This is a genomic window from Verrucomicrobium spinosum DSM 4136 = JCM 18804, from assembly GCF_000172155.1.
GTDB lineage: Bacteria > Verrucomicrobiota > Verrucomicrobiia > Verrucomicrobiales > Verrucomicrobiaceae > Verrucomicrobium > Verrucomicrobium spinosum.
In genome coordinates, this window is record NZ_ABIZ01000001.1 from 1474238 (window position 1) to 1489945 (window position 15708).

Annotated in this window: 12 protein-coding genes; all 12 read right to left on the reverse strand. The window is 57.3% G+C overall.

Features of this window, described 5'->3' with window-relative positions; genetic code table 11:
* Window positions 1–77 precede the first annotated feature (77 nt).
* Complete coding sequence (locus VSP_RS05785) at window positions 78–1442, reverse strand: sigma-54-dependent transcriptional regulator (protein ID WP_009959358.1); 1365 nt, start codon at window positions 1440–1442, stop codon at window positions 78–80.
* A 111-nt stretch (window positions 1443–1553) separates the two neighbouring features.
* Window positions 1554–4004 (reverse strand): O-antigen ligase family protein, encoded by a 2451-nt coding sequence (locus VSP_RS05790; RefSeq protein ID WP_157210752.1) that lies wholly within the window; start codon window positions 4002–4004, stop codon window positions 1554–1556.
* An 8-nt stretch (window positions 4005–4012) separates the two neighbouring features.
* Complete coding sequence (locus VSP_RS38955; RefSeq protein WP_157210753.1) at window positions 4013–5437, reverse strand: MraY family glycosyltransferase; 1425 nt, start codon at window positions 5435–5437, stop codon at window positions 4013–4015.
* Between the two features lie 63 nt (window positions 5438–5500).
* Window positions 5501–6652 carry a glycosyltransferase gene (locus VSP_RS05800; RefSeq protein ID WP_009959361.1) on the reverse strand — a complete coding sequence of 384 codons (1152 nt, stop codon included), beginning with the start codon at window positions 6650–6652 and terminating at the stop codon, window positions 5501–5503.
* A 23-nt stretch (window positions 6653–6675) separates the two neighbouring features.
* Entirely contained in the window at window positions 6676–7437 is a 762-nt protein-coding gene (locus VSP_RS05805; protein ID WP_157210754.1) for a glycosyltransferase, read from the reverse strand.
* 139 nt (window positions 7438–7576) lie between these two features.
* A complete protein-coding gene (locus VSP_RS05810; RefSeq protein WP_009959364.1) occupies window positions 7577–8359 on the reverse strand; it encodes a glycosyltransferase family 2 protein in 783 nt (260 codons plus the stop codon).
* Complete coding sequence (locus VSP_RS05815) at window positions 8356–9534, reverse strand: glycosyltransferase (RefSeq protein WP_009959365.1); 1179 nt, start codon at window positions 9532–9534, stop codon at window positions 8356–8358. The genes VSP_RS05810 and VSP_RS05815 overlap by 4 nt, the downstream gene beginning before the upstream one ends.
* On the reverse strand, window positions 9531–11351 hold the full coding sequence (gene asnB, locus VSP_RS05820; RefSeq protein ID WP_009959366.1) for an asparagine synthase (glutamine-hydrolyzing): 1821 nt from the start codon (window positions 11349–11351) through the stop codon (window positions 9531–9533). The genes VSP_RS05815 and asnB overlap by 4 nt, the downstream gene beginning before the upstream one ends.
* A gap of 2 nt (window positions 11352–11353) precedes the next feature.
* Entirely contained in the window at window positions 11354–12313 is a 960-nt protein-coding gene (locus VSP_RS43585; protein ID WP_081452415.1) for a glycosyltransferase family 4 protein, read from the reverse strand.
* A 277-nt stretch (window positions 12314–12590) separates the two neighbouring features.
* Entirely contained in the window at window positions 12591–13313 is a 723-nt protein-coding gene (locus tag VSP_RS05830; protein WP_009959368.1) for a class I SAM-dependent methyltransferase, read from the reverse strand.
* A gap of 83 nt (window positions 13314–13396) precedes the next feature.
* Entirely contained in the window at window positions 13397–14296 is a 900-nt protein-coding gene (locus VSP_RS40680) for a glycosyltransferase family 2 protein (RefSeq protein WP_081452416.1), read from the reverse strand.
* Window positions 14297–14299: 3 nt separating this feature from the next.
* Window positions 14300–15688, reverse strand: a complete 1389-nt coding sequence (locus tag VSP_RS05840) for a hypothetical protein (RefSeq protein ID WP_009959370.1) — start codon at window positions 15686–15688, stop codon at window positions 14300–14302.
* Window positions 15689–15708: the final 20 nt, after the last annotated feature.

The window sequence follows — 15708 nt, forward strand, 5'->3', positions numbered from 1 at the left end:
AAAAAAGCGCCTCTGAAAAGAGGCGCTTTTTTGTGTCTTGAAGGTGACAATTCAGCCTGCGTCAGAAGCAAACGGTCCTATGACGTGGTTTTACGCTCCACATTGAGCTCCATTTTCCGGTAAAGGGTGGCGATACTCACGCCGAGCATGCTGGCCGTCTTCTCACGACTGCCGTTGTTGAACTTGAGGGTCTCGGCAATAAAGAGCTTCTCCTGGCCGCGGATGAATTCATCCAGCGTGCCACCGATGGGCAGGCGCTGTTTGCCTTCACCGCTGGCAGGGTCGAGTGGTGCCTCCACCTTTTGGGTGACCTTGGCAGGCAGGTCGCTGGGTTTGATGGAATCTCCTTCCGCGAGGGCGCACGCACGCTCGACCGCGTTGCGCAGTTCGCTGATGTTTCCCGGCCAGGGATATTTCTCAAGAAACTCCTCGGCAAAGGCTTCCATCCTCTTCATCCCCCGCCCGGAGCGCAGGGCTTGTTCTCTAAGAAAATGCTCCACGAGCAGGGCTATGTCTTCCCGGCGCTCACGCAGCGGCGGCACAATGATGGGCACCACTGAGAGCTTATAATAGAGATCTTCGCGGAATTTCCCATCCCGAATGGAATCTTCGAGGTGGGCTGTGGTGGAGGTGATGAGGCGGAAGTTAAATCCTGAACCATTGTACATGGTCTGGGAGGAGACTTGGGCCTGCTCCAAAAACCCGTTCAATTGCGCCTGGATGCGCATCGGCATCTGGTGGATCTCCGCAATGTGGATGGTGCCACCACGTGTGCGGGCAAAGATGCTGTTCTGTGGAGAGCCGTGACCGAAGAGCTCAGACTCAAGAAGATCTGGCGGCAGCGCGCTGCATTGGATGGCTTTGAAAGGACCGGAGCTGCGCCGGCTGCTCTCATGCAGGGCGCGAGCGATCAATTGCTTGCCGACGCCGAATTCCCCTTCAAGCAGGACAGGGCTGTCATTATCGGCGACGCGCTGGACAATGCTGAGGATTTTTTGAATTGGCGCGCTGCCGCCTACCAGACGGGAACTGTTGGCTGCTGAGGGCGGGGCGGCTTGATAGCTGCTGGCGGCCGTTACGCTCTTCTGTCCCAGTGCTTGTTCGATCGTGCGCTTGAGGTCGGCAAGGTCGAAGGGTTTTGTGAGATAATCATAGGCGCCCAGCCGCATGGCCTCTACGGCAGTCTCTACGCTGCCGTGGCCTGTCACCATGATGATGGCGGTGCTGGCGGATTCGGCACGGGTGTGTTTGATGATTTCCAACCCGTCAATATCACCGATGCGGAGATCCACAATCACCAGATCGGGGCGACTGTCCCTGATGCTGCTCAATCCAGCCATCCCGGTCTGGCACTGCACGACCTCGTGTCCCAAGCCACGGCAAAACTTGGCCATAAGCTCCAAGATGGACGCCTCGTCATCAATGATTACCACTTTTGCCATGTTAGGAAGAATGATTGGGTATGGGAGTTTACAGAAATTTAACCGAGGTTAAACAGAGTACTCCTTTGGGTCAATCGTTTACTTCTCGAAAATGAGAATATATGGTTGTACTCAGGGCTCGGCAGAGCGAGTTCGATAGGCTAGAAGAGAGTCCCAAGCACGGGAATAATCTCCCTTCTCAGCGAGGCGTACGGCATATTCGTAAAGGGTGCCTACTGGGGTATTAGGGATTCTTGTTACATCTCTCAGGGTGGTGAAGGCCTCTGCATCTAGCCCTTGTTGCCGCTGCACTTGGTACAGCCCCAAGCCGCGTACCGCGTCCATGGGATTCTGTAGAAAGCTCCGGGTCAACTGCCCAAGATCCCGGACTTCACCTGTGGCGGGAAGGGATGGCTGTCGCATGTGTTTGAACGCCAGCTCACAAGCGTCGCGAAACTTCCCTTCGCCAGCCCAGTGTCGGCCCAGCACGATCCATCCGCTGGTGCTCCAGTTGGGATTGTTCTGAAGTTCACGGATGAGCTGATTCTTGTCACCCCTGCTGTACCAAAGCTCAAAGAGGGACAGCTTCTGGGATGGTGTGAAGTTGTCGAGACTGGGATGGCTGTCGAGCAGCTCCCGCAGGGCTGTCTGGAAGTCGCTTCCAGAGACCCGTTCCAAATAGAGGAGACGGAGCTTGGGATCCTCCGCCATGGATCGCAGCGGCTCCCGCAGATCGGGAAAGCGATGGATGTTGTCGGCGATCTGTCTGTAGTAATCGGCGGCATTGCGAGGATCCCGGCGAATGGCCTCCCGCAGAGCCGGGAGGGCCTGAAGGGGGGCGTGATCCAACCAGAGGGCGGCCTCCTGCATGCAGAAGGTGGGGGTGTTCGGTTCCAGTGCGCGAGCCCGGGAAAAGTCGTCCATCACCTGCTGATGGGGGCGGCCGAGCTGGAGGGAGATGGCGGCGCGAATGTAGTAGGCATCCCATCTCATCGGTTGAGTGGCGATGACTTTGTTCAAGGCCTCGAGCGCGTCAGCTTGATTGCCAGAGGAGGAGAGCGCCCTGGCAGACTCCAGCTGCATCCTGGCGCTGAATGCCCCGGGCAGAACAGCCTCCCCTGAACCTACGGCCATCCACGCGAAGCCGCTGAACAAACAGATCCCGCTGGCGGTGTAGCGCAGGATGGGGACGGAGAGGTTCGCCGCAAGACGTTTGGCCGGGTGCCAGGCCAGCCCGGCGAGCAGTGCGCCGAAGGTGGCCAGCCCCAGCGTGTGGAGGGGGGTATCCACAAAAGCCTGGAGAAACAGCAGGGCGACCCCAATCCCCGCAGCAGCGCGAAGCCGCCGGTCGCGACGTCCGCTGCCGTCGGATTTCTTCCACCTTCCAAAGCCTTTCCAGATGAAATAACCTGCGGTGAATGCCGCCGCGAGGGCCAGCAGTCCGCCTTCGATGCCCAGCCAGAGCCAGTCGCTTTCCGGGTGGGCGGTGCGGGTGATCATTCCATCACCGGAGGCGGTCTTGTGCAGGGCGTACACGGGCTCGAAATTGCCGAGCCCCACCCCGATGAATGGTGCCTGAGGGATGAGCGCCAGGGATTGCTGGAAGATCTTGATCCGGCCATCACTGCTCAACGTGGAGACGATGCCCTCCGAACCTGTGAACCGTTCCAGAATGCGCTGGCCGTAGATGAGGGAGACCGTGGCGAGAATCAACAGCAGGGAGGTGGATACGGCAAAACGCTTCGCCGAACGCGCGGCATGGCTGCCTGACATCATCCACATGCCCAGACCGACGAAGAACAACACGACCCCTGTGCGTGAGGTGTTGGCGAGGATGGCACCGAACATGGGGAGAATAGAGAGGGCAAAAACGGGCCAAGACCAGCGCTTACGGTGGTAGGCATCATATGTGCAGGCGAAGGCCAGCACCGCCCCGGAGGCCAGCAAGCCCGAGAAGTTGTTCCGGTTGGTAAAGGGGCCGTAGTAGTCAATGCGCTCGGTGCCCTGCCAGAAAATCACTTCATAGTCCCCGTAGTGCACGACGAGGCTGGCAATGGCGATGCCAGCGATGCCCAGCACCAGCAACTGCAGCAGGGTCCGCCTTTCGGGTTCATCGAACCCCCGGGTGATGCAGACGCTGAGCCACAGGGTGCCCACGGTGAGTAATAGCACCCCCTGAAGGGTGATCCAGGGCTGGGGAGACTGGGTGCCTGGCATGATGATGCCAAAGGCGTCCCGCAAGGTGGTGCGCCACGCCGGAAGGTCAGAGTCTCCAACGGGCAGCAACCCGCACAAGGAAAAACCCAGCATCAGCAACAAGGGGGCACCGACCCATGCCGGCACTCTGAAGCGCGGGGGCGCAGCGAAGATGGCGGCACCCATGAGCACCGTAGAGAGCCCTATCGCGAAGGGCGACCGATTCCCGCAGATGGAGATGGCCAGCAGCGGCACCGCCACCAGGAGCAAGAGAGCCCACCAAGGGGTGGGCGCGACTGGAGGGATGCTTCGGGAAGGCGGCGGGTCTTCCTCATCCTCTACGAGGGGGCGACGTGGGGACTTGGAGTTGCGTTGTCTTTTGAGCACCTAGGGTACTAGGGGGTGAGGTTTGCTTTTGGCGTAGCGATGGGTCTGGAATCAAGGGAACCTGCCGCAGGTGTGAATTCAATGTCCGACAGACGGCCCCATCTTTCTGTGGCGAGATTGAGGGCGGGAATGAGCTGGTCCGCCTTGGCCACCCAACGATCTGCCATGTCAGCGTCGTCCGGCACGTAGAGACGGCAGGTCAGGTCTGTGATGAGTGAGAAATCCAGCGGGCGGAACCCGGCCGCTGGGGCAAGCTTGACCCCAATGCGCTCCGTACCCAGGCGGAAGAGCATGAGAAACTCATCGGCCTCCAGCGATCTTTCTGCCTCCCACTCCAGCACCTTGCCATAGGCGGCAGTGTAGAGCATGTCCCGGCGTCGGTTGAGCGCTTCTCTGAACTGGGCCCGTACTTCCCGCCAACTGCGGACATACCCCAGATAGCGCGCTGCGCCCAGCCCCAGCAGGAACAGGGCTGCGGTGGCAATCGGCAAAGAAAGACCGCGATTCCAGAAGAGACTGATGCCGAAGAGGCTGAGCACCAGGCACACCGTATAGAGGGCAATGAGCGCCTTGGCCTTGCTGAAGCCCAGCAACATCAGGCGATGATGGATATGCTGGGCATCGGCGCGGAAGATGGGTACTCCGCGCAAGAGCCGGCGAATGATGGCAAAGAGGGTGTCAAGAATCGGCACGCCCAGAGCGATGATGACCACCAGCAATGAGGCGATGATCGTCCCCTTGTTGGAGGAAAGGAGGGAGACAGAGGCGACAAAGAAGCCAATGAGGTAGGCTCCTCCATCCCCAAGGAAGATGCGCGCCGGTGGCAGGTTGAAGACGAGAAAGCCAATGAGGGCACCGCTCATGACCACAGAGATGAGCACCACGTCCGGCATCCTGGCAAAGTGGCCAACAAATGCGAGGGTGAGGCTGAGGAACAGGCCAAATCCCGTGGCCAGCCCATCCATACCGTCGATGAGATTGATGATGTTGGGGATGGAGATGAGCCAAAGGAGGGTGATCGGGAGCCCCCACCATCCCAACACGATCTGCCCCTCGCCAAAGGGGTTGGACAAGCTGTCGATCGAGATGCCCAACGCGTAGAGGATGCAGGCGGCACCTATCTGACCGACAAGCTTGACCCGCGCCCCCAGCGGACGCAGATCGTCCGCGAAGCCCACGGAAAAGATGAGCAGATTGGTGAGGATGATCGGCCACCATTGAGCGAAGAAATCTGGAAGCCACCAGGTAGCGAATGCAAAGCCCAGGCAGAGCGCCACGAAGACCGGAAGCCCGCCCAATCTTGGCACTGGTGTTGTGTGCAGTTTCCGATGTTGATCCGGATGGTCCATGCCCAGCCCGGAATTTTGGCGAATGATGAGCCAGGTGCCGAGCGCACTGACCAAGATGGCCCCCGTAAAGAGGAGCCACATCATCGGGGAGGGCACCCGCGGCAGGGGGAGATCCAATGCCAATAGACTGTGTAAATGGGACATCCGTCAGGAGATTATGCGGGGCGACCGGACCAGTTGGACAAGGCGCTGGTGCCAATCATCCACGGCGAGAGTCTGGATGGACGCAAGTTTTCCATGCCATTCCGGGCAAGAGACAACCGCAGCAGGCACGGAGCCGCCTGACATCTGATTGCGCAGCCAGTCGGTCACTCCTTGGCAATCACCCGGTGCAAAGAGACCTGCTCCGGGATGGTTCTTTTGGAGCATTCGAGCGATGCCGCCTTCGGTGGGGCCTATCCAGAGGATCGGCCGGTTCAGGTGCTTCAGAACGGCGAGTTTGGACGGCCAGAGCAGACCCTGGGTTTCGACTTTTTGAGTGGCGACGAGCACATCTGCCCTAAGCAAGGAGGAGACCAGTTGCTCGTCTGGTGCGTAGTCCAGCCAGCGGCACCGTCGCAGTCCAAGTTCCGCTGCCCGATGTTTTGCCCATGGAATCTGCGGGCCGCGCCCTTGGAATACGAGGTCCGCTTCCAGTCCCGCTGCCTCCAGCTGATGCTGAGTTTGAAGGAGGGTTTCAACATCGTGCGCCCGGCCCAAATTGCCCGAGTAGAGCCAGGTGAAACTGGATGGGGATTGCGAAACTATCGGCTGGCTAACTATTGAGGCCGCAGTGATTGTCGAAGGAGGCCACGGGGGGCAGAGATGAAGCCGGGGGTCGGTTTTGAGCTGGAGAGCGTCTGCCATGTCCTCGTCCAGACACCCGATCAGCTCACAGCGTCGAAGGCCGAGCTGCACCGCCTTGTCAAGCCAACGGTAGGGAGGGCTTTTCGGGGATACCTCCCCCAGGGCGGCTGCGATTTGGGGGTAAACATCCATGACCCAGTGGGCGAGAGGAATGCGCCGGATGCGGGAGATGAGCGAGGCGGTGAAGACGAGGCCCGGTGGGTCGGACAGGCAGAAAATCACGTCAGGTCGCGGAGCAAGACAGCCTGCGACGAAGAGTCTCCCATGTGCCCAGCCTTCACGCATCCACCGCTTGAAGCCGCCCGAGCCCGTGCCTTGTCGGTAACTGCCCCCTGCGGATCTGCTGAAGACCTCCCAACCACGCGCCTGAAGTCCAGTGCCCAACTCGGCCAGCAACCGGGCCGTGGGGGCTGGATCCGGGGAGGTGAACTTGTTGAGGAGAAGGATGCGCATGAGCTGGCAGATGCCAGTATCTTTTACTCCACCCCGTAAAGGGAGCCTGGATCCGCGTGCCACTTCTTCCGGAGCAGGTACACGTCCCGGAACATCCGCCATGAATCCCGAAAGAGGTGAATCTTGCCGCCGGGGATTTCACTCCAGTCCACAGGGAACTCTGAGATGTCACAGCCTGCGTGCCGGAGGGCCATCATCAGATCGACGTCAAAGGCGAAGCCCATAAGCGTGAGCCGGTCCCGGACGGATTCAAATACCCGGCGCGGGACCACTTTGCAGCCGCACTGGGTGTCATAGACGGGTACGTGGAGCAGCTCGGAAACGAGCGTTGCATAGATGCGCCCGACGAGATGCCGGTGAAAGAGGCGATGAACATTGCGTCCCAGCATCTTGACCCTGGAGGCGAACCAGGCGTGGGGGGCAACGTCCTGGCGGGCGGATCGGACAGCAGTCACCAGCCGGGCAATCTCGGAGGCGGACACCGCCCCATCGGCGTCGGCGAACGCCAGCCATTGCTCACCCTGATGGGCGGACCAGCCAGCATACACCGTGCCCCCCTTCCCAACGTTCTGCGGCAGAGCCAGCATCGGCCGCACAAAGGGGTGGGCGGAGCGGTATTCATCGACCAGGGCGCGAAGCTTTCCGGCTTCCTCCTCACCGCTCCCGTCATCCACCACCAGGATGGAGACACCGCCAACATCTCCCAGCACCCTGCAAAGGTCGGAGAGAAAGGGGCGGAGACGGGTGCTCTCGCGAAAACAAGGAATGACGAGCAACAAATTCAAAATGATGAATTATGAATTATGAATTATGAATGCGGAATGCGGAATGCGGAATGCGGAATGCGGAATGCGGAATGCGGAATGCGGAATGCGGAATGCGGAATGCGGAATGCGGAATGCGGAATGCGGAATGCGGAATGATTCAGGTTCGAGGAAGTTTTTTCTGGAGGCGGTGGTCGAGGAGGTGAAGGGCTAGTATGACCTCTGCGAGGACCCGCTGCAATGTGTAGAACCACCCGCGCCAACCATCGAAGAGGAGCCCTTTTGCGAAGAGGCAGTAGATCAGAGTCGCGAAGGGGGCGAGGACCATGGACTTGCGAAGCCGGTCCTGGAGGGACAGGCTGGCATCGAGGGCTGTAGCGAGTTTTTCGGCCTCCAACAAGGCGTACCTGTCCTGGGACTGAATCCACCGCGTGAGGGATTTGCGGTCATCATGATTGATGAAGCTTTGGATCAGGCCAGTCGTCCCGTTGATATCTAGCAGTTGGGTGTGTCCGTCCTGCCGGTAGGTGCAGGCTTCCTTGCGGAAAAGCACGGCACGCGGCGGGTAGAGCGTGGCCCGGAGAGGCCGGCCGGCGATGCAGTAGCGGAAGCGTGCATGATAAGCGACCACGCTGGGAACTGGGGCGAGAGATGCCAGTTCGGAAACAAATCCCGGATCGAGGACATAATCAGCGTCCAGTGCCAGGATCCATGGGGAATCCGCCAAGGCCACGCCGTGGTTCCACTGTGAGGTGTGATCGTCAAAGGCACGCTGCTGGAAGGTGACGTTGGGGAAGGCCCTGGCAATCGCCGCTGTCCCGTCCGTGCTGTGGCTGTCCAACACCACAACCCTGGGGAACGCTGTGAGTGGTTCCAGGCAGCGGGCCAGGTTGGGTGCCTCGTTCCAGGTGAGGATGAGGGGGGTGATGTGGGCCAGATTCACGATGTCATTTTGCCTGTGCCTACCACTTCGCCGTAGAGTTTTACAAGCCGGGCTCCCACAGCCTCCAGTGAATAGCGGGACGCCACGAAAGATGCAGCATCTTCACCGAGGCGCATCCGTTCAACTGGGCTTGATGCTAGTAAAGCGATAGCGTCTGCCAGTGCGTCCTCCTTGGCTTCGCTTCGGACAACGGCGGACGCTGCTTCATGGGCTAGCGCCACTCCAGGGGTGGCGACACAGGCCCGGCCAGATGCCATCGCTTCGAGGAGTGCAATTCCGAAATTCTCGGAATGGGAGGGCAGCACAAATACATCTGCAGCAGCCAGGGCGGACAGCTTGAATTGATTATCCAGAAAGCCGGTCCATATGACCTTGTGATCAACTCGAAGGTTTGAAGCCAGAGTTTTGAGTTCGGCCTCGTATTTGGCAGGGGCATTGCCCGCGAGTACTAGCACAGCGTCTGGATGACGTTGTTGGATTAGGGCGAAGCTCTTTAGCAACAACTCCACTCCTTTTTTTGGATCTATCCGGGAGAGGAACAAAATTAAAGGGGAGGACTGCGCGGCTGGAAAGCGCTCGAAGAACAGTGACGTTGAAGGCAGATTAGAGAACGGTCTCAGATCAATTCCCAAAGGCAGAATCGCCGTTTGCGAGGTTAGTTGCAACGGGGCAGCTTCATCAGCCTCAGCCTGACTGGTGAAGTGAATTTTTGCAGCATGTTGTAGAAGAGGTCTTTCAAGTAGCCGAAACGAAATGGACTTGAGCCAGGGGCGCCTGTGGGTCATGCCCCAGTTATTGAGCAGGCCTAAGGGGCGAACTACGTAGGGGATGCGATGGCGACGGGCAGCATGTGCAGCTGCCCAAGGTGCGTAGGAAAAAAGTGCGTGAATGTGAACGAGATCGAACTTGGTAATGTTCTCCTTCAGCCAGCGGCCTAGAGGTCGGGATGCCTTGTAAAATTGGGTTTGCCTTGGAAATTCATGAAGGGTAAATCGTGCATCGTTGGGGAAAGAGCTGCGGCCCACAACTTCGACTTCGCTTGAGCTGGGCCAGCGTGTGGTCGCGACCGTCACTTCCACGTCATGCTTGATAAGGCCATGGGCCATCGCTACCATTGCGAAACTCGGCCCACCATCGCTCCGATCAAGCGAAGGAATGATATGGAGGACCTTCATCGAAAAGTGCTTGGAGTGATCCGGTGTTTTTCAAGCCAATGCACCAGCATGAACAAGCTCCAGCGCTCATACCATGTCGGATGTTTCATCGGGAAGGACTTGGTCAGTGAATCAAACTGTTGTTTCCACTCTGGGGTTGCCAACCATTTTTGGTAAGGAAATAAGAAGCCCCGTTTCGGCTGATTTTTTATCCATGGTGGAATCTCCGGCACTGCATCCACCAGAAGCATTTTGCCCATGCGAAGGCGCAAGCTGGCAGGCACTTTCGCGACGGATTCGAATAGAGTCTTGTCGACCAAGGGTACCCGCAGTTCCAGCCCGTGGGCCATGCTCATGACATCACTGTCGCGAAGCAATTGGTTTCGCATATAGTGGGTCAGCTCGAGTGCGCTTACCGCATCGGGCCCGTCTTGTGGAATGGACCAACTCGACGAGCTTTGCTTCATCGAGACCTGTGGACGGTTGAGAACGAGACTTGCCAGGGCCTTGGCTTCTTCATGAGTTCTAATGCTGCGAAAACTGCTGTAGGCATCGGCGATTGTCGCTGGGGCGGGAGAGGTCAGAAGACTTCCCAAACGACGCAGGCGCGAACTCCGCCCGTGTAGTTGAAGAGATCGACCTGCCAACCCGTTCAACTTCGCGAAAGCGAGAGTTTTGTGCAGGCGCTGCAGGCGGGGCACCTGCCTGAAGCTGGGATATCCTCCGAAAACTTCATCGCCACCCAAGCCGCTGAGTACCACCTTCATGCCGTGATGACGGGCAAGGGATGCGACGCAATAGGTGTTGAACCCGTCGATCGTCGGCTGATCCACAGAGTCGAGAAATTTTGCGAAGAGTTCTGCGCCTGTTTCTGCGCTGAGGTGCATTTCGTGATGGATGGCACCGAAGTGTTTGGCTGTGCGTGCTGCTGGGCCGGTTTCATCAGCGACTGAATCGTCGACCCCGATGCTGAAGGTCTGAAGACGGTCTCGCCCAGTCGCATTGGCCAATGCTAGCAGCGCGGTGGAATCAATGCCGCCGCTCAAAAACAGGCCCACTGGTACGTCACTCACAAAGTGGTGCTCAATGCTGTCAAGGAGTGCCAATCTTGCGAGTTGCACGCTCTCCGCAAGATCGGAGCAGTTTGAGACTGGAAATCCGACTTCCCACCAGCGTGTGATCGTCGTGTGCCCGGCTCGCCAAGTGAGGTGACAACCCGCCTCAAGCATGGACACGCCTTCGAGCAGCGTGCGAGGTTCCGGAACCGAACCACTTTGGAGAAAAAGGCAGACACTTTCTTCATCTGGCCTGAGGGGCACAAAACCGGATGCGATCATGCTGCGCAACTCCGAAGCAAATACTATATTTCCGTTCTGGTCAGCATAATAGAGCGGCTTGATGCCAAAAGGATCCCGCGCAAGAAAGCAAGTTTCTTCTTGGTGATCCCAGATTGCGAAAGCAAACATGCCTCGCAAACTCTGCAGACAGGCTGCTCCCTGTCGGGCATAAAGCTGGAGCACGACCTCAGTGTCCGTTCCTGTGGAAAACGGCACACCACTATCCTCTAGTTCTTGCCGGAGCGCCCCGAAGTTGAAGATCTCACCGTTGAATGTGATGGTAAAGCGACCATCTGGGCTGCTCATCGGCTGGATGCCAGCCGGGGAAAGATCCAGGATGGCCAAGCGGGCGTGTGCGAACGCTGCGGTGTGACACGGCGACTGCCAAGAAGAGCTCCCGTCAGGCCCACGGTGACGCAATGCATCAAGCATGGCCTGTAGCTGGTCTGTCCGGATGGTTCCGGAGGGGTTGCTTTCGACGATGCCTGCGATGCCGCACATGATCAGGCGTAGGGTGGACGGTTTTTCGGCATCAACTTTTGCAGAGGTGCTGCCAGTCGGGCCTTAAATGCTTCAAAGCCAAATGCCGCTTTCACCGCGGCACTGAGTGCCATTGGCTGAAAGAGCAACTTGTTGGGGTACTTTTGATCGAGGATTGACAATACTGCGTCCGCCAAGGCGACTTTGTCGTCCGGATCGACAAGCACGCCAAGACGCCCCTGATCCAGGGCATCTGTTGATCCGTCTTGGTTTCCTGCAATGACAGGCCGACCGCTTGCCATGGCTTCCAAGAACACGATGCCAAATCCTTCAGCTTTGCTGGGCATCACAAAGATGTCGCAAAGCCGGTAGAGATCGGGAAGTTCTTCCGTGGGTATGAACCCAGTAAAGATCACTGAATCTGCCACGCCTAGGCGTAAGGCCTCCGATTTAAGGTAGCCAAGATCATCCCCTGTGCCTGCGACAATATAGCGCATGTTCGGGCATCGGTTCAGGATGCCCGGCATTGCGGCGAGCATGGTTTCATGTCCCTTGTAACGCTCTGACCGGTCGACTCTGGCAACTGTCAGGGCGATTGGTTGATCAATGTGGAGACCATAGCGGGAAAGGAGGTTGTCGGGCTTTGGCCCGGGGGAGAACCTGCTCTCATCGAATGAACAGGGAAGCAGCGATGCTTTCGCCAGATCGAGACCATGTCGAGCCGCGGAGCTGCGCAATGTGAATCTACTTACGGCATACAACCAGTCTGCAGAAGCCAGAGCCCGGCGTCGGGAAGCCGGAAGCGGGTTCCACGCTTCGATGCCGTGGAGGACTCCCACATACGGGCTGCGAAGGAGGCGTGCCAACGGAAGTACTGCCGGCATGAAGTTCAGATGAAAGCAAATGATGCAGTCAGGGCGTTCACGAAGCGCATGGTACCATCCGATCAACACCATGGCGGCGGTTCGCAATCTCAATGGCATCCGGGCTGCCGAAGAGCACCTTACATTTTGTGCAAGTATTGGGTCAGATGAGGGCAGGCAATCGTTCTTCGCAATCACACGAATGGCCGCATTGGGAAACAGATGGCGCACTGCCTGGGTTGCTTGCCGGGAGAATGCCTGGATGCCTCCTGCGCCTGGGGAAAGGCCCGGTGCCCAAAGGTGGATGACCTGCTGAGGGGGAGACACTAAATGGGAGATGGTTTTTTGATGCAGGTGAGCGAACTGGTTGCAGCGGAAGGGACAATTTTGGCCCTGCTCAACTCTTTGACGAGTTCCATTCTCTCAGAGTCTTGCATTTCCGGAGGCCCTCCATGAGACGTTCACTTGTCGCCATCACGATCGTGCCTCTTTTTGCACCAGTCTCTGAATGTCCGGCAAGGCTAGGGAAAAACCAAGGGCGCTGGGAAAATGGTGTTCCACGCAAGTACAACACGTTAAGAGCCCGGCCCTCGCCATAGTTGTCGTATGAATAGCTGGGATCATCAGGTACTTCAAAGTCATCGATCATGATGACGGCAGGCACATTGCTGGAGTGGATGATTTCCAGTTCCTCCTTTAACGGCAGGTCTTCGTGCCAGTGGGCATCGAGATAGATAAACGTCCAGGTGGTTTTGACTTTGTCAGAATTCAGATGGTGCTGCAGAAACGGCCGGCTGTCTCCTTGGTTCAGCCGTACCATGGGGTTCCTCGCAAATTTGGCCGAAGAGAAACCGAAGAACCTTGGATTGTACTCCACCGAAGTCACTGGCAATCCTGAGACGGACTGCATGAATTCTGTAGAGATGCCGCGGAACGATCCAGTTTCAACAATCTGCTGAAATTTGAATTGCTGCAGGAGCTCTTTAAAAATCTCCTGGCGAAAGTTCTGTCCATTGAACGGACCGCCGCCGCCCCAGCTGTTGTTCTTTCGCGGATACAGGTAGTACTCCAGAGTGCCGAACAGTCTGGAGTTTTTCAGGAACCCTGGGATGATCGTCATAGGTTAGGGGGGCTTGTGTGACGATGAGTCTTCGAGTGGTTCTGCATAGTCGAGTCGCGTAAGTTTCTTTCGTTGTGCGATAGTTAAGTGGAGCGTCGCCTTTCCAATTTCCTGAGGCGATGCCAGCCGAGAACCGCAGAGGCACTGGCAGGTTGACGAAATCGCCTAAGGGCAAAAAGGCGGCAGGGCAACAGCAACATGCCCAGAAGTGCCGCAGCGAGCGTGCCATGGGAAATTTCCCAGCGCATACGGGTGGCGACATGCCAGAACATCAAGGGTGTCAGCCAGCAAGGATATCGGAGGAAAGGCAGGAGTCCTGCGTTGACAACCATTTCAGCCCGTTCCTGACAGCTGTGCCGATCCGGTGACGCTGACAGGTGGATCACTGGCAACTTTGAATCGTAAAGGATGATGCCTCCGTGTTGGTAGAGTTGCAGACTCAAGTCCAGTTCTTCCATGCCATAGGCAACACGACGGGGGACGTAGCCAGGAAGCTTCTGATAGGCGGACTTTCGATAGACGCAGCCACAGCCCTCAAACTCTGCCACTCTAATAGGGCAGTCAGATGGGGGGGTGCCCTTCGCCGGAGAAGTCGCGGCTGCCAGCATGGTCGCCTCTGGGTGGAACCGGAAAACCCATTCGACTCTTGAAAAGAACGACGGATCGGCGGGGAAGGAATCGTCATCGAAGGAGACAACAATCTCATGAAGAGCGGCATTGATGAGAAGGTGACGTGCGCCGCCGGGACCCAGCCTCTCAGGTGAGGAAAAAATCCGCACCTCCGGCCAAAACCGCTCAATAGACTCAAGGATGCCTGGATCGGCACCGTCTACATGAACACAAACGTCGTCCGGAGCTGGGGTGCACGCGTGGATGACTGACAGTGTATGCAGCAACCCTTCGCGCCTAGTGCTGGCGGGAATGACTACGGATACTTGAATTTTGGTGCAAGCTCCGCAGGTCAACAACGAAGGATCATCCATGCGCTATGGGCGGTGCTTTTCAGCCCGTGGCTGCCTGGCATAGACAGGTTGCAAGGTAACTGCAAGTGCCAGACCCAAAGTGCCAAAAACAAGGAATCCAGCGGTGTGGTTGAACACGATCTGTGCAAAAAGGTGAATAACCTGAATTAGAGCCGCAGCCAACGCCAAGCCTTTGCCCATTCCAGGCTGGCACCGGCGGAACAGCTTCCAAGCGAGGGCTATCAAATAGAACCGCAATCCATACCAGATGCCAAAGCCAAGTGGTCCAACCTCCGCCATGATCTGCGCCGGTTCGGATTCAAACAGCGCCTGCTTTTTGGGAGGAGGAATGCTCAAAGCGTTGCGAAGGGCAAAAGAGGCAGGGTTGGTAACGCCGATGCCAAGGCCAATGCCTTCACTTTGTTCCATCCCTGCACTCAAGTCCAAGATTGGACTGAGAAGCCGATCCTTAACGGTATCGCTAGAGGCGGCCCTTTGGTAGAAGGCATTCGCGGCTTGTTTGAAAAGGAAAATTGAACTGAACAAGGCGAGTGTCAGGGCCAGCCCAATTTTGAGCGTCGCGAACTTGATGGAACTCAGTCGCAATGCTGCGGTTCCCACAACAAATCCCGAAGTGATGATAATCTGGCCAAATACTGCAGAGCGGGAGCCTGACATGTAACCCGCGGCGAGCAGCAACGGGAGGCAGATAAACGAATTGATGGATTGGAATCGAGCTCCCGGCGAAGTGATGACCACCAGACAATATGCGGTGAAGCAGTGAAGAAAAGTCGTGAGACCGGTCAAATAAGAGAAGGTGCCGGTAATTCTAGTAAACTTCAGTTCACCAACAACAGCAGCAGTCGCGCTTGGAGCGGTTGCCTCATGGGCATAGACGTTTAAGAAAGAGTCTGCCGGGGCAAAGAATTGAAAGATCCCGAGCACGCAAACTGGGATGGCCAGCAGGGAATACCAGGAGAGATTGTGAAGAAGTTGGCGCTGGTTGGCAAACAGGTGAGGGACGATAAAAAGAAGGGGTAAATAGAAGAAGTAGGTTTTAAGCCCAAACAGAGCAACAATTGGAGAATCCAGATTCGGGTTGAGGGCGGAGAGACCGACGATCGCGAAAGCTGTTAGAACAGGGACAGCTGGTGCCGCGGATTTTAAAGCGCGAGTTTGGGGGTCAGAAAACAGGAAGAACTTCGCGTAGGCTCCTGCCAGAAACACGTCCTTCAAGAAGTACACCAAGTCTTGAGCCTGCGGCAATGCCCATTTTCGGATGGCACCCTCGAAAATGACGGCAATGAACGCCATTTTTACAGCTGTCCTCCAATGGACGAATGAAAGGAGGAAGATGATGACGGCACCTATGGCGCCGATGAGATAGATCGTTTCTTTAGGAAGTCCGCCCATGGGGATCGTGGGGAGTGAGA